We start from the raw sequence: 17,876 nt of genomic DNA, 5'->3' as shown, positions 1-17,876 counted from the left end.
CCGTTCTACGTCAACGACGCGACGCTCCCCATCACCACGAACCGGGAAGAGCCCGGTATCGAGGGTGAGCGACTCGGACTCCTCGTCCAGCGAATCGATCATCGCGATCGCGAAGGGTGCCAGCGGCTGGTTCATGGTGAAGTCCAGCTGCAGGTCCTCGACCAGCGCGAAGCGTCGACCGAGATGGTCCGGCTCCTCGAGCACCTCGATGATCTCCGCGTCCTTCAACCCGCGGAAGATCTCCACGGCGTCCTTGACCAGCGTGAGCTTCTGTCCCGTCGTCTGGTGGCTGGTCATGATCAGGTGCCGGCCCGAGGCGATCGCATCCCCCGGCCGGGAGATCAGGGCCAGCACCATCCCCGCGGTGATCTTCAGATGCGGACGCAGCGGCTCCGGAGCGTTCTCGACCAGCTTGGCCATGGTCGCCTCGGACCAGGAGACCGCGCCCTCGGGGATCCGGGGCTTGGGCTCCTTCTTGCGCTTCTTGGCATTGTTGGAGACCTTGCCGGACTCCTCCCGCAATCGATGCTTGGCCCGCTCCTTCTCGAACTCGATGGTCCAGGTCGGCGCCTGCACCACCACATGGCCGATGGTGTCGAAGCCGGCGCGTCCCGCGCGGCCCGCGATCTGATGGAACTCCCGCGCGTTCAGCAGTCGCATCCGCTTGCCGTCGAACTTCGCCAGCCCGGTCAGCAGCACGGTGCGGATCGGCACATTGATGCCCACGCCGAGGGTGTCGGTGCCGCAGATGATCTTCAGCAGCCCGGACTGGGCGAGCTTCTCCACCAGACGCCGGTACTTCGGGAGCATCCCGGCGTGGTGCACGCCGATCCCCTCGCGCACCAGGCGGGAGAGGATCTGGCCGAAGCCCTTGGAGAAGCGGAAGTCCCCGATGATCTCGCGGATCCGCTCCTTCTCCTCGGGGCCGAGGATCTTCTGACCCTGCATCGCCTGGGCCTGCTCGAGGGCGTCCTTCTGGGTGAAGTGGACGATGTAGACGGGCGCATCGCGATCGGTGAGGACCGTCTGGATCGTCTCCGGCAGCGGCTCGAGGGACCAGCGGAAGTCCAGCGGCACCGGCCGCGGGGCGTCGTCGATGACGCTCACGTCCCGCTCGGTGCGCTCTTCGAGATCGTCGACGAAGCGCGTCACATCGCCCAGGGTCGCGCTCATCAGCACGAACTGGCAGTCGGGCAGCTCGACCAGGGGCACCTGCCAGGCCCAGCCGCGCTGCGGGTCGCCGTAGAAATGGAACTCGTCCATCACCGCCAGGCCCACGTCGCTGCCGGGGCCGTCGCGCAGAGCATGGTTGGCGAAGATCTCGGCGGTGCACACGATGATCGGGGCGCCGTGGTTCACGGAGGAGTCGCCCGTCATCATGCCCACGTTCTCGGCCCCGAACTGCGAGACCAGATCGAAGAACTTCTCGCTCACCAGTGCCTTGACGGGGGCGGTGTAGTACGAGCGCTCCCCGCGGGCCATGGCGGCGAAGATCGCGGAATACGCGATCGTGGTCTTCCCGGACCCGGTGGGCGTGGCCGCGATGACGTGGTCCCCGGCCGCGATCGCCAGCAGCGCCTCCTCCTGGTGCGGGTACAGCGTGCGGCCGACGGTCTCCTGGGCCTCGATGAAGCCGTCGACGATCGCGTCCTGTCCGGCGTCGGTGGAGCTCTCGGGCAGGAACGGCATCAGGGTCGGCATGGCCCCAGTCTGCCAGGCAGGCCGGACCCGCATCCCCGGGCATCCCGCTGCCCTCGAGACCCGACGGAAGGACGATGATGCCCGCATGACGTTCGCAGGATCCCTCCCTCACTCCGGCGGAGCGAGCCGGAGAGGGTGCGCTCGAGCACTGGGACGAGCAGCGCCACCGCGGCGCGGTCCCCACCCCTCTCGAGTGTTCGTGATCCGATCGTGACAATCGCGAGGACGGTGTGGCCTCCCCGGGGGATGTCGGGAGCTGCTGCGGACCGAGGACCTGTGCTGACGACGGTCGCGACGGAGAGGAGGCGAACGCCCCGACAACTGCAGAGCAGCAGCTCCGAGGGGGGTGCGTTCCGGACGTATGGGCGTTCTGGAGTGAGTGGACGCAGTGGCCCGGATCACAGCTGCTCCGGCAATTCCGTGGCCTCCGGCAACGGCGCCACCGTGGCCACCGCCGGGCACTGCGTGAACGACACCGGCGCCTGGGCCACCAACTGGGTGTTCGTGCCCGGTTACAACCATGGCGCCGCGCCTCCCGGCACCTGGGCGGCGACCGACCTGGTCTCCACCGACCAGTGGGTGCAGCAGGAGGACATCATCGACGACGTCGCCTTCACCAAGGTCGTCCCGGACAGCGGCGCGGGCACCCTGGAGTCCGTCGTCGGCACCTCGGGCAGCGCGTTCAACCAGGCCCGTGGCCAGCACTGCACAGCCTACGGGTACCCAGCCGCCTCGCCCTTCGACGGCGAGTCCCTCGAGTCCTGCACCGGCACGGCCTTCGACGACACCGTCGGCGGCACCCTGTCCCAGGGCATCGACTGCGACATGACCGGCGGCTCCTCAGGTGGTCCCTGGTTCCTCGATGACGGGGCGCAGAACTCCGTCAACAGCTTCGGCTGCACCACCCAGAAGAACGTCATGTACGGCCCGTCCTTCGGAGAGGACGCACAGGACGCCTACAAGGCGGCCGCCGCTCTCTGAGCGCTCGACCACTGCACGCGAGGCCCGGCATCCATGGGGTGCCGGCCCTCGGTGTGGGGCCGACCGTCCGTTCCTCCCCAGGGCGTCTTCCTCCACCGCCGAGCTGTGGCCCCCGCAGCGCAGCCTCGGCCGCCCCTACTGTGCGGGGACCCGAGGCCGATGGGGCGCGGGGACGAGGTGAGGGGAGCGGGCATGGTGGGCATCGACTACCGCTGCTCGGCCTGCGGGCGCGAGCATTCAGGCACCGACGGCGGGAAGGAGTCCCCGTGGCCGGCGCTGAGCTTCCAGCGTCCGGACCGGTATGTGGCGCTGCCGCGCCACCGGCGTCGACACCACGCGGCGGCGACGAACGACCTCTGCTGGATCGCCGACGGGCAGGGGGTGCGCTGCTTCGTGCGCGGCTGCCTGTCCCTTCCCATCATCGGTGAGGACATCACCCTGGAGTACGGGCTCTGGGCGGAGGTCTCCGAGGAGGTGTTCCTGGACTATCAGCTGCACTTCGAGGACACCGAGGGCGGGGCGACGTACGTGGGCGCGCCGGCGAACGAGATCCCCGGGTACGAGGGCACGGAGGTCGTGCCGCTGCAGATCGAATGCCTGCCGTTCCCGCACCGGCCCCGACTGCGGCCGGACTCGCTCCACGGCCATCTCCTGGCGCGAGATGCCCACAGCGGCATCAGTCGCGCGGAGGCGGAGCTGAGGATCCGCGCCTTCCTGCTCGGGAGGGACGGAGCGACGCCGCCCGGACTCGAGGGATGAGGCCAGGACCACGAGGTCGGCGCCGGCGAGCGGAGCCCGAGCGGCAGATGCCGAGGCGCTCCGCCCCCAGGAACGGCACCGCTCAGGCCGCAGGGACGTCGACTAGCGGGGAGACCGCGGCCAGCAGTCGCTCCCGCAGCACATCGGCCCGTGCGGCCAACGCCCGCTGACGGCGCACGTACTCGGCCTTCCCCGCCGGCGTCTCGATCGGCACCACTCCGTAACCGAGCGGTCGCACGTCGTACGGGCTCGCCTCCATGTCCAGCACCCGCGTCTCGCGAGCGTGCTCGAAGCAGTCCAGCACGAGCGAGGAGGGCACGAGCGGCGTGAGCTTCATGGCCCACTTGTACAGATCCATCCCCACGTGGAGGCAGGCCGGGTTGTCGTTCTCGACCTGCGTGGCTCGCGTGGGCTCCGACGCATTGCGCGGTGCGGCCGACGGGGTGAAGAAGCGGAAGGCGTCGATGTGGGAGCAGACCAGGTTCTCCCGCTCCACCACCGCATCGGTCTGCGCCGGGGAGAGCCGCAGTGGAAGGTCCTCGTGGCGCTGTGCGCCGGCGGGCACCCGGTGCACCATCGCCCACTCGTGCAGGCCGAAGCAGCCGAACTCCGGCCGCCGGTGCGTGAGCGAGGACGCGGAGAGCAGCCGGGTCATGAAATCGAGGGCGTCACCGCGCTCGTCGAGGTATCGCGTGACGTCGGCGCGCCGCAGCGGAACCGGCCCGGGGGAGTCGAGGTACCAGGAGCGGTGCCCGGCCTCGTCGACGTCCGCGATCAGGCTCGTTCCGTTCTCGTCGATGTCGGCCGCCGCGTCGTAGGCGACCTCCCAGCCCGGGTGCCAGCGACGCAGCCTGGCGGCGGAGAACGGGTAGTAGGTGAACAGTAATGCCCGGTACCGACGTTCCAGGCACGGAGCGGACCCCGAAGAGGCCTCCGAGTAGCCATTGGAAAGCCATGTGGATCCCACAGAGGCCTCGAAACGGGCCTCGGAGCGGCCGGATCGACAGCGACCTCCATTCTGACAGACTCCCTCTCGCGACTCGGGCTTCGTCTGTCAGACCGCCTGGGTTGACGCATCAGTGTGACAAGGGTACTGTCAGTGTCAGACAGGAGACGCCAGGAAGCGACGGGGGGCGTCACGACGACAAGGAGATGGTCGATATGGCGGCGAGACCGAAGATGACCGGAGCCGAGCTTCGGTGCGTGGTGGACATGCTCGGGCTGACCGACGGGTGGGTGGCCGAGGCGTGCGAGGTGAGCGTCTCGACGGTCACGCGCTGGTGGGCCGACGACACGAAGCGCGTTCCGGCCGTCGCCCGGCTCGTGATCGAAGAGGTCTTGGAAGGTACCCAGCAGATCCTCGACGAGGCGGCTCTGCAGACCGCCCGGGAGGAGATCTCGGTGAGCGTCCCGAGGAGTGACCGGGTGACGAAGAAGGAGCTTCGCGGATACGAGATGCCGGCCACCTATTGGCGGGTTCTAGCGGGCCGAATCTATTTGCAGTCACGCGATTCAGTTTCTGTCCGCTTTTCCGCCCCGCCCGGGGGCACCGCTTGGGATTCTGACCCCAAGGACGATCCGATCTTCTGATCGGAGAACAAGGAGGAATCTTCATGACCGCCAACGCTATCGCTCCGGCCACCCGCTCCTCCATCCGCCTCGTGGACCGCTACTTCCCGCGCGACAAGCGCCAGGAGGCCCTCCACATCACCGCCGAGCCGAACGCGCGGCACGAGGCCGACCAGTGCCGCTTCCGCGACGGGGAGGACTCTTCGAACGGGCGTCGTGCCGCCGCCGCGGCGACGCACCGCTGTGAGGAGTCCGAGATGCTCGCGCGCTCGGTGACCCTGGATCAGGTCGAGCGCTACTACGACGGTGAGCCGGTTCCGTACGGCGAGTGGGGCCAGTTCGGCGTCAAGGCCGTCCTGGACGAGGGCGAGTCGGTCATGCTCGCCTGGGGGATCCTCCTGGACGAGATCGAGGGCCTCTACCTCGCGGGCTCGGACCCGCGCGACCGGCGCGACCCGCTCGCCGGCCTCCGGTTCGTGCGCTACGTGGACGACGAGTTCGGCACCCAGATGGTGAGGATCGAGGAGGACTGGGATTCGGACGGCGCCCCGGTGACCTACCGAGTCCTGGAGATGCGCATCTACAGGTGATTCCCCCTCGGAAACTCGAAAAGGCCCCCGCCTCGTTTGTCGAGACGGGGGCCTGCTCGTGTGCCGCTATATTCTGCCGTGAAAGTCCAAGATCGAGTAGAGCGTTAGTGCGGCCATTCCCAGAATGAGGACCAGACACCCGCACCCGAGTATTCCGCCTATTATCCGACGGCCTGGCCGAGAAACTACACCGGCGCCGAAGAGATATCCGATCATTGTCTGGAAGAATGCCGAAATGTAGCGCATTGCGTTTCCCTTCGCGTCGAGCAGACGGTCTGCCGGGGCGAAGTGGGCGGCGTCCAGTCGGCGCGGGGCACGAAGAAAGCCCCCGCCCCGAGCGCTGTGCTCGAAGCGGGGGCAAGGGTCAGTCGGAGGGCTGTTCGTGGTAGGGCGACGGCGCGCGGTCGGCGAGAAGGCCGGCCTCGGCCGACCCGAAGGCCGGGGAGTCGCCGGAGCCGTCGCCGGAGCCGGCCTTGGCGGCGACGAGGCACGTCAGCACACAGGCGACGGCGGCCAGCGCGGACGCCGAGCGCCAGGAGTACGCCGACAGCTATGCGCGAGGTCCCGGCAGGGGGATGGACGAGCGCACTCGACGCACCATCGCGAAGATGCACCAAAGGCGGAATCCTCCAGCAGTCTGAGGATAGACTATCCAGAGCGATGATCCACCCATCGCTCTGATCGACCGAATGAGGGGAAACGCACTAGTGATTGACAACAAGGCGGCGTTTGCATCAATGGTGCTCTCGCTGCTGCTCATCGGGTTTGGCATATCGACGGTGTTCGGCATCATTGCCATGGCTCCCACCCTGGCATACGCCGAAGCCTCCGAAGGAGAGTTGGGCGCAGGCGAGCAGGCTGATGGAACGGGCGTCAGCTTCGTGACCATCCTTCAGTTCATCATCACGCCTCGCAGCTCCATCATCTCTCTGCTCATGACGGTCGCCTACTGGATCGGCACCATCATCCTAGCCATCAAGGGGCTCAAGGGCTTCGGTCACAAGTGGATGGCAGTTGTCGGCCTCATCCTGGCCCTCGGTTCTCCGGTCATCATCTTCATGGCCTACATCATGTCCTTCTCTATCCTCTCGGCGGTGTACTACTGATGCAGAGTGAATTCAAGTACTTCGGCAATCTGGAGGGCGCGATGAATCCCGCCAGGAATTGGCTGGTGAAGCGGTCAGGCGTCGTGGCATTCTCCGTCGCCGCCGCAGCAATGCTCGCCATGATCATCACTCAGATCGTTGCGATTCTCATTCCCGATACCAATCCCAACGCACTTGCCATCCTGGGCGTCGAATGGGTCATCACCATCGTGTGGGCGGTTGGCTTGTTCTTGTCCAGCCGTAGCGTGCTGGCCTACTCCAAGGACATCTTCGGGGCCCTGGGCGTCGCGGTCACCATCCTGCAGCCCATCGTGGGCAGCACCATTCCCTACTTCCACAGCTTCAGCGAGATGGCCGAACTGCTCCCCGAAATCTCCTGATCCCCCGCATCCCGGGACGAGGTGGCGGCCTTTACGGCTGACCCCCGAAACCCCTCCGGAGCGCCTGATGGGCCACGGAGGGGTTTCGTCGTCTCGCTCTACGCTAGACCCCCGGGGCACGCCCATGAACCCCGGGGGTCGGAATGAGGGGGCGGGTCACGTGCAGGTGACCAGTCCCGTGGTGGCGTCCCGGGTAGCCGTGTCGCCGGCGGTGCAGGTACTCCAGGTGGCGTCCGACACCTCCCAGGTCTCCGTACCGCCGTCGGGGAGCTCGACGGAGAGCTTGTGGACGAGGACCCTGTTGCCGGTCGAGACGTCCCCGATGATCTCGTCCTCGAGGGTCGAGGTCCCACCGGTGACGATCGGGCCGGCGGGCTCGGCCGTGGCGGCGGTCGGGCCGGCGGCGGACTCCGTGTCGCCCGCCTTCCAGGCGCGCGGGGCGAGAGCCGAGACGAGGATCAGCGCGAGGAGCACGGCGCCGACGATGAAGATGATCGGGGCCGCGCCCTTGCGGCGGCGGGGAGTAGCGGTGGTGGTGGACATGGGCGTGTCTCCTTCGTGGGTGGTGGTGCTGTTGTCAGCGGTCGGGCGTGTGAGCCCAGGCGTGCTCGGCCTCGATGAGCTTGGCGGTGAGGATCCACCTCGGGCGGGCGGCCTCGACGCGGTCGGCCACCTCAGCGGCGGTCATGCCCCAGAGCCTCGGCTCGTCGGTCGGGACGGTGGTCGGTACGGGCATGAGTTCTCCTTGGGTAGTTATGCACGGCGGCGGGTGACGATCAGCGAGTGCGTCGCTCGGGCAGAGCGGCGGGCGCAGTGAGGTCCGAGTCGATGTCGAGACGACGTGCCTCGGCCCGCGCCGGCAGAGGCGCGTAGGTGCGGCGCTCGGTCTCGGGGAGGTCCTCGACCGGGCGAGCGTGGAGCCGGACGCCCTGGGCGCCGGAGACGATCAGGTACCCGGCGATGACGCCGAGGCCGATGTGGAGGGAGCCCGTGATGAGCATCGCCACGAGCCCCACGACGACGCCCGCCACTGCGGTGCGGCGGGGGTTGTTGACATCCGGGCGGGCGGCACGCACGACAGCGCGGGCGCCCCTGCCGGTAGCAGAGACGCCCGCGGTGACGGTGGTGGCGAGTGCGCGGCGCCCGGTCTCCGTCCCGAGGACGGCGAGGATGCCGCGCCGGATCATCGGTCTCGCCTCGGCGAGATGATCGCCCGAGCGGCGAGTGCGGCGGCGACGGTCAGTGCGACGTAGACGAACACCGCGTAGGCCCGCTCGACGGCGACGAAGTCCGCTCCGATGCCGAGCGCGAGCGCGATGGAGAGGTCGCTGACGGCGGATGCCAGGCCGTCCAGAGCGAAGAACGTGACGACGCCGGCGGAGGCCGAGGAGAGCGCGTGGAGCGCGTGGCGGGGAGCGCCGCGCATCGACGAGTACGCACCCGCCCGGGCGAGCCCGAGGTACGCGGCGATCGCCACGAGTGCCGAGAGCCCGAGGTACATCAGGCCGGCGTGGGTCTGGCTCGGGTAGGGCATCGCGACGATGGCCGAGAGGTAGATCGCGGCGGTGACGGCGAGGTAGGTGGTGCGGCGGATGTCGGACGCGGCGTGAGCGACGCAGTCGGTGGTGTTCGTGGACATGGGCGTGTCTCCTTGGTGCTGGGTTGGGTGTTGTCAGCGGCGGCGCGGGACGCCGTAGCGGACTGCCTTCTCGGCCGGGGTGGGTCCGGCGAGACGGTGTCGGAGCGCGTCCTCGATGAGGTCGCGCACCGCGATGAGGACGGCGTGATCGTCGTCCGTGTCGTCGACGGCGTTGTGCCACTGACGAGAGACGTCGACGTCGCGGTCCGGGAGGGTGACGGCGACGATCGTGTACGCCGACGCCACGGCGGTAGCGTCCCGGGTCTGCCACTGGACGGCGATGGATCCGGAGCGCGGGATGTCGGTCGTGAACTCGGTCGGTCGGTGGTCGAAGGTGCGCGTGAGTCGATCGGTCACTTGGACATCCCCGTTGTCTTCTTGTAGCCCTTGTAGCCCGCCGCGAAGCCGAACGCCGCGATGACGAGGTAGGGCGGGAGCGAACCGGGGGCGAGGTAGTGGACGGACACCGTGACGGCGGCGATAGCGACCGGCAGAGCGATGGCGATGCGCAGTGCATAGCGGCCAGGCGTGCTACGTCCGCCGCACGCGAAGCCCGCCGCGTACCCGATGGCGAGTACGAGCATGACGACGGCGAAAGCGATGAGCAGGCTGGTGATGACGGCGGCGAGGAACCCGGCCATGTCAGTTCTCCTTGGGCGTGAGGTGATCCCCGGCCGCGTGCTGTGCGGTCGGGTATCGGGCATGGGCGACAGCCCTTAGTGAGCTGTCGCCGGCGTCGGTCAAGCGCCGATGCGCGCGACGGACGACTTGTCGTAGTAGCGGGTCGCCGACTGGACTTCTGCGCCGGGGGCGAGAGCGATGACGGTGACCTCGGGGTCGAAGGTGAACTCCCGACCGTCGGTGCCATGAAGCGTGACCTGCCACACATCGCTGTCGGTGTCGTAGCTGTGGTCGATGCGCGCGGGGGTGATGGTCTCGGGAGTGGAGTCGGTCGGTACCGCGACGCGGTCGAACAGGAACCGGCCCGAGAGGTCGACTGCCGCGAGAGTGGTATTGCCGACGGACTCGTTGTCGGCGACGGCCTCGTTGTCGAACTCGTTGAGATCCTCGGCGTGGAAGATGTCCGGGGCGTCGGTCGGTGCGACGCGCGAAGAGAGGACCCGTGCGACCTCGGCGTCGGTGGAGTCGGAGAGCTGGTCGTCGGTGAGGAGGCCCTGCACGGGCTCGTCGGTCGCGGAGAAGTTGGCAACGGGGACGTCATCCCAGACGCGCTGTCCGATGGTGGTGTTCATGGGCGAGAAATCCTTGTGCGGGTGGGTGCCGCGCTCAGGCGGCGGATCGGTCGTCGTCGACGAGTGCGTCGATCTGGACCCGAGTGGGAACGAGAACCTCCGCCATGCGGTGGAGGACCACGGGGTCGCTCGGGTCGTCGGTGTCCGTGATGGTGACGCAGTCGGAGGTGTGCTCGATCCGGTCTGCGGTGAGGGTGACCGTGATGCCGTCCTCGACGGCGGTGATGCTCGTGCCGATGTGCGATCCGGAGAGCTGGAAGGCGAGGATCGGCCGACGGTCTCCGTCGGCGCTCAGCGTGGTGCGTCGCTCGCGCGACTGGTCGGACGAGGTGACGAGTGAGAGGGCGGGTCCGTTGGCGCTTGCGCTGTTCATGATTCTCCTTGGTCGTGCGTGCTGTGTGCGGGTGTTCCCGCCGGAGGCGGATGTTCTGTGACGGCCGCGCGGCGAGCGGGTATGAGCAAGACGGAGTCATTCAGCCAGGCTTGCCGTTGTCGAAGCGAGGGCCTGCCAGAAGACTCGCTGGGGAGCCTTGCCGCAGTCCGAAGGACGAGCGCTCGGAGAGACGGGACGCTTGCGTGACGCTCGACGAAACGTTGATCTGCTGGCGTATGCCTACGCACTGCTCTGCATCGAAAACGGATACTTCCCAGAGGGGGGACCCGAGCGGCGCGGGAGCGTGTCCAGGATGTGGGATTCCTACGTCCGTAAAGTGACAACTTTCGACTTTCCGTCGCGACGTCCCGAGAGGGGTCGGTCAGGCGGCCATCTTCGCGGCCCGATCGAGTGCCGGGTGTTCCGGATCGAGAGCGCGGAGCGCGTCGGAGAGGAGCTCGATCGCGCTTCGGTAGGCGGTCCGTTCGATCATCTCGGCGACGTTCTCGTGACGGCTCACAATCTGCAGGTGTTCGGGAGCGAGGCACCGGCGAGTGAGTCTGTTGGCGCCGGGGCAGGTGTGATGCACGGTGCCGGCGCCAAGGGTTTCGAGTCCGAGGTACGCGGCGAGGGCGTGACGGTGGACGAGCCGGAGTCCGCCACCGCCGTCGGCGTAGCCGGACGTTTCCGTCCCGCCGAGCCAGTACCAGCATCCGGTGTCCGGGTCGATGAGGCAGTGCTCGGCGATGACGGTCTCGGTTGACGCCCACCCGTCGTAGCCGGGGGCGAGTGCCTCCCGGAATGCGATGAACTCGCCGGTGCGGTACGGGCGGCTGTACGTGATGCCGTGAGCGTGAGAGAACTCGATGCGACGAGTGTGCAGACGACGGCATGTCGGCCCGCAGAAGGCGACTCGGTCGCGGTCTCGATGAGCGGTTGGTCGTGAGCAGTGCGCGCACGAGGACTGGTGGTAGCCCCACGCGAAGATCGAAGAGTCGATCGCCTCGGTGGGCGAAACGTAGACGGTGGACAGAGACAAGCCGAGCACCTCCGGGCGCATGGGTGGGGAAGCCGGAGGGGCGATGAGATGGGCGGGTTGGCTCGGCGGGTCGGCCGACGTTGGCCCCTCGATCAGTGCGCACGGTGTGCGCCCCGAGAGGGGGAAATCTGCGTACCGCCCGAGCGGGTGGCTCGGACACATGGGGTCCATGGGGTGTGACGCGCGTGTCGGCGCTTGAACCCGCCCGGGCGGTAGAGAGTCACGGAGTCGCCCCAGCACGAGACGCTCGACATGACGAAGGGACAGCGACCACTCGACCCGGCGAGGAGATGGCGCCGGGGAGCAGGCATGGCTGTCCCTCAGGACAATCTTGCACTGCTCGCAAAGGCGATGTCAAGCACTTCCGGCAAACCTTTCAGCTTGCACTATCAGTGGCCTTCTTGTCTGTGAACCAGGTCACAGGGACGGGTGGGGCGCAGACAGCGAAGCGCCCCCGATCCGTCGTTCGGAACAGGGGCGCGTCGCGTCGGGAGTGCGCCTTCTACGCCGCTCGGCGCTCCATCGCGTGACGAACACGGACGGCCGTGTCGATGGCGGTGCGCGCATCGATGTGGCCCAGCGGCGGGAGGTACGAGCGCGCGGTCGAGGACTCCGGCTCGGGCGATGCGTCGCGGTCTCGGATCGCCTTCTCGATGATCCGGGACGCCTGGGGGAAGAGCTCCCGGCACTCGGTTCCGGTGAGCCAGGTGTCGGTCGTCAGGACGACGCCGGCACCGGAGATGGGGGTCACTCCGCGCAGTCCGTGCATCGACTCGACGAGCCGGAAGGACGGCGGTGCGTCGACGATCCGAGCGGCCGCCAGAGCCGCCGGGAGGACGGACTCGAGGTGCCCGAGCCAGTCGTCCTCGGGGTGCTCGGCGATCAGCCGGACGAGGGTCTCCTCGGCCTCGTCGATGTCGCCTCCCTCCTCGTCTCCGACGCGATCCGCATCGCCGCCGTCGAGCATGTCGGAGAGGAACGCGGCGGCGCGTGCGAGGGTCGCCGCCGGGTCCGGCAGGCCCGAGCACGGGACGCCTCGGGTCCACCGGGTGAGGAGGACGCGGGAGACTCCGCGCGCCTCCGTGATGTCGTACTCGTTGAGCCTCGGAGAGATGCGCCGTGCGCGGTCTGCGATCTCATGGACCATGCCGGTGAGCGAGTCGGGATCCGCGACGCGGACCGTCTCCCCGAAGCGGTCGGTGGCGCTCATGCCGCCACCTCCGTGCGTGCCGCGCGGCGGGCGCGCTCGGCCTCGATGTACTCGACCCACGCCCGGTAGCCGCTCATCTCGAAGCGCCCCTGCGAGTCGGGCTCCCCGAGGGGTCCGTAGCCGGAGCGACGCGAGCGGCGGACCGAGGCCCATGCCGCGACGCCGTCGATGCCGAACTTCTCGGCGTCCCTCGGCAGGAGCATCGCGTCGTCCGGGACGGCGCCGGCCAGCGCCGGCAGATGGAGCGTCATGGGACGGGAGTCGTGCCGCTCGTCCACCTCGGGCAGGACGACGGAGCGGAGCGCCGCGGCGACGGCCTCGACCTCCCGAGCGAGGCGCGCCGCGAGGGCCGGCTGGGCCGCGACGAAGTCCGCTTGGGTGACGAGGAAGGTGAAGGCCGGACCGAGCGCGTGAGGCTCGGCGGCGTAGCGGAGACGGGCTACGGTGCGTGCCCACCCGACGATGGTCTGCGCGACGACGGGGGAGTCGTCGGGCTCGTAGGACGTGTCGTCGGTCGGCTCGGAGTACGGGCCGAGCAGGGAGGTGGACGATCCCCCGGGCAGGGGCCGGTCGATGCCCCCGCCCCCGCGCGGCATGCCGGAGAGATCGGCAGAGCGCGGGGTGGCGGGGCCAGCGGTGAGGGCCTCGATGGTGAGGTCCCGGACCGCCAGGACGGCGGTGCGGATGTCGGCGGCGGTCGGCGTGCTCTCGTCGTCGGCGGTGTCGATGTTCGTCGTCATGGCGGTGTGCTCCTCGGTCTTCTCAGCGGTGTCAGTTGCCGCTGTTGCGGCTGGTGTGCTCGGCCCACAGGCGGGTGACACGATCGTCGAGCTCGGCCCACTGGGCGGGAGTCGGGAGGGCGTCCGGATCGAACTCCGGGGCGGCGTCCACCGCGTCCTCGAAGAAGGGATCGATCGGGGCGACGGGGGTGTGGGTGGTGGTGTTCATGGCGGTGCTCCTTGGTGTGCTGTGCGGTGGTCGGTCAGGCGGTCAGACGGGCGGCGGTCCACCCGGACATGAGGCGGTCGGCGACGGGGTCGGGCATGGGAGGTGCGTGGTGCGTGATCGGTGCCCACTGGTAGACGTCCGGGGCGGTGTCGTCCTCGGTCGGCACCCACCGGCGGATGTAGGCCATGAGGCGTCCCGCCGGGGAGTGCCCGTAGACGAAGGACGGATCCACGTAGTCGGCGGAGGAGGTGAAGTCCCCGGCGGTGAAGTGGTCGCAGAAGCGGGGGTGGCCCCAGGCGGTGGAGGGGTGCTCCAGGGCGTCGGCCGTATCGGCGGGCGGCACGGTCAGCGTCATCCAGGGGAGCCCAGAAGCGACGATCTCGGCGTCGGTGAGGTTGTAGACGCCCCTGGTGCCCGAAGCGGCCCACGGGCCGTCTGCGGTGCGCTCAGCGGCCTGCGGGTAGCTGTGGGGCGGGTCGGTGCGGAGATGGACGATGACGGTGCCCACGGGGAGCCCCTGGACGAAGTCAGGAGCGTCCGAGATGTAGAGGACGCGGGTGGTGGTGTCGGTGGTGTTCATGGTGTTCTCCTTGGCGATCGGATCGGATCGGTGTCGTGCTGGTGGGGTCACCAGATGTTTCGGACATCCAGGACGTAGTCGGTGAACTTCATCCCGAAGGCCATCGGGATGGCGTTGTCGACGGGGGTGGGGTCTTCGCGGCGGACCCCACGCCCGTCTCGCACGGTCATGACCGAGCGGCGCGCGGCGCGCTCGGCGGTCATCCGCTGGCGAGAAGACGTGACGCCCCACTCGTCGCGGACCACGTCGGCCTGGAGGATCGCCGTGCGGACCGTCTTCTCGGACCACTTGGAGTTCGCCGACGTGAGCGCCCCCTCGTGGTGGAGCCAGAGGTTCGCGGCGCGGCGGAGGTCGGCGAGGGTGATCACAGCGCCCTCGCAGGGCTCCAGCAGGTCCTCGACCATGCGGGCGGCGGGGTTCTCGCCCGAGCGCCACACTGCGGTGTCCGAGACGATCTTGTCGGGCCATGCGTCGTGGCCGGGGAGCTTCCGGTCGGGCATCGCGTACCAGCGCATGGCGCCTCGCAGGAGCAGACGAAGCCACTCCTCGCGGACGTACGAGTCCTCCTCGATGTTCTCCATGCGCACGTCGCGGGGACGGTGGCGCGGGCTGGTCGGCTTCTCGACGTAGGTGTACGGGTGCACGATCCGCTGGAGGCGGCGCCACATGCCCAGGTCGTCCTCGGTCACTCGCAGGAGTGAGTTGGTCGAGGCGATGATCCTGGCGGTCATCGGCACGGTGAGCCACTCGGAGTACAGCGGGCGCACCTTGAGCGACTTCGTGCCGGTGAGATCCTTGATCGCCGATCCGTCGATCGAGCCGGATCGGTTCGTCAGCTCCTCCACGAGGACGAGCCGTGCGCCCCAGAGGGCGACCCGCTCGTTGGAGTCCGAACTCTCCTCCTGGAGCACCTTCCGGCTCACCTGGACGCAGTAGCCGCCGAGGGTGGCCTGCAGGAGGTTGAAGCGCGAAGACTTGCCGTTGGACGCGCCGCCCTCCATGACCACCAGCGAGATGTCGCCGGTGGCGCGGTGGCCGGTGGCCGACTGACCCATGATGAGTTCCAGGTGGTCGTGCACCTCGGTCTCCGGACCGGTCGTCGACACGACTGCCGCGACGTCCTTCTTGGCCTGGGCGAGGGCCTCCGCCTCATCCTCGGAGTAGGAGTCCTCGGTGCGGTACGCCGCCCCGGCGATCTTCGTCATGAGGTGGCTGGGGCTGTGCGGGTAGAGCGTCCCGGTCTGGAGGTCGAGGGTGCCGTTCAGGACGTTCAGTACGTCCGGGTCGGCGTCCAGGTCGTGCACCGAGACGCTCAGGCGCGGCTCGAGGCTCGTGACGACCGAGGCATCGAAGCGGGAGAGGTTCAGAGTCGTCGAGAGAGCCTCGCGGTTTTCGTCTCCCGATGCCACTGCGGCGTCGCGCTCGGCCTGGGTGACGCCCTCCACCAACTGGCGGACCACGGATGCCTGGGTGGGGACCCAGCGGGAGCCGTCGTAGCGGATCCAGGACGACGTCTCGGTGACGTAGCGGAAGAAGTCCTGGAGGAGGGAGGCGAGTCCGCGAGCGATGCTCTTCGCGGTGTAGACGTCCTTCCAGGTGATCGACCCGTGCAGACGGATGACCTCCGCGCTGGGGAGGCCAACCGTCGTGGAGAGCTGGTCGATGCCCGACGCCGTGCCGGTGAGGTCGCCCAGCGAGTAGGGGGTCGCGTCGATGACGCGGCCCCGGACTCCGGGCACGTAGCCGGGGTCGGCAGGCGCCTCGTCATCCGGGAAGGTGACCTCACCCTCGAGAACCTCGGTCTTCGTGGGCTCGTCCAGGGTGGCGAGGATGGTGGAGCGACGGGTGGGACCCCGGCCGGAACTCGGAAGTTCGTCCAGCGACTCAGCGACCATGCCCTGCAGGGTCTGTCCGGCCGCCAGGGCGTCGTCCAGGCCGGTGCCCGTGACGCCGTCCACTGCGGCAGGGACGATGATGCGCACGACGCACCCTGCCTCGCGCAGGAGGTCCACCAGGTGGCCCAGCTCGCGGCGCACCTGGCGCTTGACGAGGACGTCGTGGTCGAAGGCGATGTAGAACGAGCGCCCCGGCAGGGCGAGCTTCTTGATGTCGGCCTCGAGCCAGCGGCGCTTGACGACCCGCTTCCCGGTGTGGTCCTCCTCGTGCTCGCGTCCGGTGCCCATGGAGACGCCGGTGAGGGTGACGGGCAGGACCGCCACCTCCTCGGCGATCGCGGCGGTGACCATCGCGAGTTCCCGGCTGGGACCCTCGGAGATGATGACGGGGACGGTCACGTCGGAGATCCAGGACCGGGGAGCCCACCACATGGGCGCGGAGGGCGCGAGGACCAGGCCGGCCTTCTCGGTGGCGAAGCGCGAGGGGGTCTCGAACTTCGTAGCCTTCCCGTCCTCGTCCACGCGGGGGTCGTCCAGGCGGATCTGCGGGGCACCGGCGGAGCCGTCGATGCGCCTGCGCGGCATGATGAGCGCTCCGCCGTCGAGACGGTCCATCACGGGCTTGGAGAAGCGCACGGAGCCGCACTGCTCGTCGAGGATCGCCTCGGCCTCCGTGCGGGTGTCCACGCTCGTCCAGGAGGCGGCCACCATGACGCCGGAGGAGATGCCACGCTCGATCGCGTACCACATGTGCTCCGGGGCGCCGTCCGGAACGTCGTCCAGTTCGATCCACTCGGGCGAGCCGGTGACGGTGTCGACGGAGGGAAGGGTGTTCTGGGTGGTGTCGCTCATGCCGCACCGCCGGTGGAGGCGTCAGCGTTGGTGCCGCTGTCGTCATCCAGGCCCGCGATGTACGCGCGGACGTCGGAGAGGCGGTAGCCGGTGGTGTGGCCGGTGGTGGCGGACCGGAGCGAGACCGGCCCCTGCCCGACCGAGCGGAGGTTGCGGAGGTAGGTATCGGAGATGCCGATGAGCTCGGCGGTGATCGCGCTGGAGATGACGGCGTCGAGACTGCCGTCGGCGATGAGGTCGCGGATGATCTCCGGATCGCGGACCTCGACGGTCAGTCCGAACGCGGCGGGGTCGATCTGGACTTCGTCGCGCTGGATCAGGCGGGGGGCGGTGGTGCGCACTCGTGCGGCCATTGGGGGTCTCTCCTACTCGTCCTGTGAACGAGGGAGAGGGCTCTGCGACTTCGTGCGTGCTGTGTGTCAGGAAGGTCCACCGACCGGTCTTCGGGGGTGACGCCCCTACCGGTCTGTGCTCCGCGATGTGCGCCGCGTGAGTCGCGTCGGCTGATGCCGAGCGGGTCGCTCCCTAGCTGTCCCGCCACTGGGCCGCCGCACGTCTCCGCGCGGTCCACTGATGCCCTGCCCCGAGCCGCCCGGTCTGACAGGCGGTGGAGGACTCGGCCTCCGGGGCTTCTATTCGGTTGTGACACCTACAGTACCATGTGTAAGAGACTCTTCCCGCTACGGGAGACACCTTCTCATGTGATGTCCGTCACACCGGAGAGGGCTCCGGGTTGCCGGCGGCACGAGCGGGAGCAGTCTCCGGAGCTCTGGATCGGGCGCTCGGAGGCTGTACCGACCTTGTACGCGTACGTTTTCGGCGAACATGCAGGTCAGAGCGATATCGAGGGGTCCAGAAGGGGCACTTCGGCGGGAACGCGTACAAGGTGCACAGCATAACCGCAGGTCAGGAGCGTTTGTACGCTTGTGCGTGTTGTACCCGGGTCTGTCAAGGGACATCGGGATCTCCCTGTGGGCGGACGTTTGATCTCCCTGTTCGCG

At 68.6% G+C, this 17,876-nt stretch carries 23 protein-coding genes; 6 read left to right on the top strand and 17 right to left on the bottom strand.

Annotation, left to right across the window (positions count from 1 at the left end):
• Positions 1 to 1,701: DEAD/DEAH box helicase (locus ACTH43_RS16790; protein ID WP_441446040.1), on the bottom strand; the 1,701-nt coding region annotated here is incomplete at its 3' end.
• A gap of 420 nt (positions 1,702 to 2,121) precedes the next feature.
• On the opposite strand from ACTH43_RS16790, the gene ACTH43_RS16785 reads away from it, so the two are divergent.
• Both ACTH43_RS16785 and ACTH43_RS16780 read left to right on the top strand, forming a co-directional pair.
• Entirely contained in the window at positions 2,122 to 2,682 is a 561-nt protein-coding gene (locus ACTH43_RS16785) for a trypsin-like serine peptidase (RefSeq protein ID WP_441446039.1), read from the top strand.
• A gap of 192 nt (positions 2,683 to 2,874) precedes the next feature.
• Positions 2,875 to 3,441, top strand: coding sequence for a DUF2199 domain-containing protein (locus tag ACTH43_RS16780; protein WP_441446038.1), 567 nt, complete (start codon positions 2,875 to 2,877; stop codon positions 3,439 to 3,441).
• An 82-nt stretch (positions 3,442 to 3,523) separates the two neighbouring features.
• On the opposite strand, the gene ACTH43_RS16775 is transcribed toward ACTH43_RS16780, so the two are convergent.
• A complete protein-coding gene (locus ACTH43_RS16775; RefSeq protein WP_441446037.1) occupies positions 3,524 to 4,408 on the bottom strand; it encodes a 3-methyladenine DNA glycosylase in 885 nt (294 codons plus the stop codon).
• 185 nt (positions 4,409 to 4,593) lie between these two features.
• Here ACTH43_RS16775 and ACTH43_RS16770 point away from each other — a divergent pair, with 185 nt between their 5' ends.
• The 4 genes from ACTH43_RS16770 to ACTH43_RS16755 all read left to right on the top strand — a co-directional run bounded on the left by ACTH43_RS16770 (position 4,594) and on the right by ACTH43_RS16755 (position 7,086).
• Entirely contained in the window at positions 4,594 to 5,031 is a 438-nt protein-coding gene (locus ACTH43_RS16770; protein WP_441446036.1) for a hypothetical protein, read from the top strand.
• Between the two features lie 23 nt (positions 5,032 to 5,054).
• Positions 5,055 to 5,600, top strand: a complete 546-nt coding sequence (locus tag ACTH43_RS16765) for a hypothetical protein (RefSeq protein WP_441446035.1) — start codon at positions 5,055 to 5,057, stop codon at positions 5,598 to 5,600.
• Between the two features lie 707 nt (positions 5,601 to 6,307).
• Positions 6,308 to 6,706, top strand: a complete 399-nt coding sequence (locus tag ACTH43_RS16760) for a hypothetical protein (protein ID WP_441446034.1) — start codon at positions 6,308 to 6,310, stop codon at positions 6,704 to 6,706.
• Positions 6,706 to 7,086, top strand: a complete 381-nt coding sequence (locus tag ACTH43_RS16755; RefSeq protein WP_345076368.1) for a hypothetical protein — start codon at positions 6,706 to 6,708, stop codon at positions 7,084 to 7,086. Before ACTH43_RS16760 ends, ACTH43_RS16755 begins: the two co-directional genes overlap by 1 nt.
• 156 nt (positions 7,087 to 7,242) lie before the next feature.
• Here the strand turns inward: ACTH43_RS16755 and ACTH43_RS16750 are convergent, their stop codons facing one another.
• The 15 genes from ACTH43_RS16750 to ACTH43_RS16680 form a co-directional block, all read right to left on the bottom strand.
• Positions 7,243 to 7,629 (bottom strand): hypothetical protein, encoded by a 387-nt coding sequence (locus ACTH43_RS16750; protein WP_441446033.1) that lies wholly within the window; start codon positions 7,627 to 7,629, stop codon positions 7,243 to 7,245.
• Positions 7,630 to 7,663: 34 nt separating this feature from the next.
• Positions 7,664 to 7,822, bottom strand: coding sequence for a hypothetical protein (locus tag ACTH43_RS16745; protein WP_441446032.1), 159 nt, complete (start codon positions 7,820 to 7,822; stop codon positions 7,664 to 7,666).
• 40 nt (positions 7,823 to 7,862) lie between these two features.
• Positions 7,863 to 8,273: a hypothetical protein gene (locus tag ACTH43_RS16740; RefSeq protein ID WP_441446031.1), complete on the bottom strand. Its 411-nt coding sequence runs from the start codon at positions 8,271 to 8,273 to the stop codon at positions 7,863 to 7,865.
• On the bottom strand, positions 8,270 to 8,725 hold the full coding sequence (locus ACTH43_RS16735) for a hypothetical protein (RefSeq protein WP_441446030.1): 456 nt from the start codon (positions 8,723 to 8,725) through the stop codon (positions 8,270 to 8,272). Before ACTH43_RS16735 ends, ACTH43_RS16740 begins: the two co-directional genes overlap by 4 nt.
• Before the next feature lie 33 nt (positions 8,726 to 8,758).
• Positions 8,759 to 9,082, bottom strand: a complete 324-nt coding sequence (locus ACTH43_RS16730) for a hypothetical protein (protein WP_441446029.1) — start codon at positions 9,080 to 9,082, stop codon at positions 8,759 to 8,761.
• Positions 9,079 to 9,366, bottom strand: coding sequence for a hypothetical protein (locus tag ACTH43_RS16725; RefSeq protein WP_441446028.1), 288 nt, complete (start codon positions 9,364 to 9,366; stop codon positions 9,079 to 9,081). Before ACTH43_RS16725 ends, ACTH43_RS16730 begins: the two co-directional genes overlap by 4 nt.
• A gap of 99 nt (positions 9,367 to 9,465) precedes the next feature.
• Complete coding sequence (locus ACTH43_RS16720) at positions 9,466 to 9,978, bottom strand: hypothetical protein (RefSeq protein ID WP_441446027.1); 513 nt, start codon at positions 9,976 to 9,978, stop codon at positions 9,466 to 9,468.
• A 34-nt stretch (positions 9,979 to 10,012) separates the two neighbouring features.
• On the bottom strand, positions 10,013 to 10,351 hold the full coding sequence (locus tag ACTH43_RS16715) for a hypothetical protein (protein ID WP_441446026.1): 339 nt from the start codon (positions 10,349 to 10,351) through the stop codon (positions 10,013 to 10,015).
• 382 nt (positions 10,352 to 10,733) lie between these two features.
• Positions 10,734 to 11,390, bottom strand: coding sequence for a hypothetical protein (locus ACTH43_RS16710; protein WP_441446025.1), 657 nt, complete (start codon positions 11,388 to 11,390; stop codon positions 10,734 to 10,736).
• A gap of 502 nt (positions 11,391 to 11,892) precedes the next feature.
• Positions 11,893 to 12,600 carry a hypothetical protein gene (locus tag ACTH43_RS16705; protein WP_441446024.1) on the bottom strand — a complete coding sequence of 236 codons (708 nt, stop codon included), beginning with the start codon at positions 12,598 to 12,600 and terminating at the stop codon, positions 11,893 to 11,895.
• Complete coding sequence (locus ACTH43_RS16700; protein WP_441446023.1) at positions 12,597 to 13,340, bottom strand: hypothetical protein; 744 nt, start codon at positions 13,338 to 13,340, stop codon at positions 12,597 to 12,599. The genes ACTH43_RS16705 and ACTH43_RS16700 overlap by 4 nt, the downstream gene beginning before the upstream one ends.
• 31 nt (positions 13,341 to 13,371) lie before the next feature.
• Positions 13,372 to 13,548: a hypothetical protein gene (locus ACTH43_RS16695; RefSeq protein ID WP_441446022.1), complete on the bottom strand. Its 177-nt coding sequence runs from the start codon at positions 13,546 to 13,548 to the stop codon at positions 13,372 to 13,374.
• Between the two features lie 34 nt (positions 13,549 to 13,582).
• Positions 13,583 to 14,128, bottom strand: coding sequence for a hypothetical protein (locus ACTH43_RS16690; protein ID WP_441446021.1), 546 nt, complete (start codon positions 14,126 to 14,128; stop codon positions 13,583 to 13,585).
• 47 nt (positions 14,129 to 14,175) lie between these two features.
• The gene (locus ACTH43_RS16685; protein WP_441446020.1) at positions 14,176 to 16,875 is read right to left on the bottom strand and encodes a DUF3854 domain-containing protein; all 2,700 of its coding nucleotides are present in this window, start codon (positions 16,873 to 16,875) and stop codon (positions 14,176 to 14,178) included.
• Positions 16,872 to 17,228, bottom strand: coding sequence for a hypothetical protein (locus ACTH43_RS16680; protein WP_441446019.1), 357 nt, complete (start codon positions 17,226 to 17,228; stop codon positions 16,872 to 16,874). Before ACTH43_RS16680 ends, ACTH43_RS16685 begins: the two co-directional genes overlap by 4 nt.
• Between the last annotated feature and the right edge of the window lie 648 nt (positions 17,229 to 17,876).

Source organism: Brachybacterium sp. (assembly GCF_052095815.1).
GTDB lineage: Bacteria > Actinomycetota > Actinomycetes > Actinomycetales > Dermabacteraceae > Brachybacterium.
This window is presented reverse-complemented; position numbering and strand designations above follow the sequence as displayed.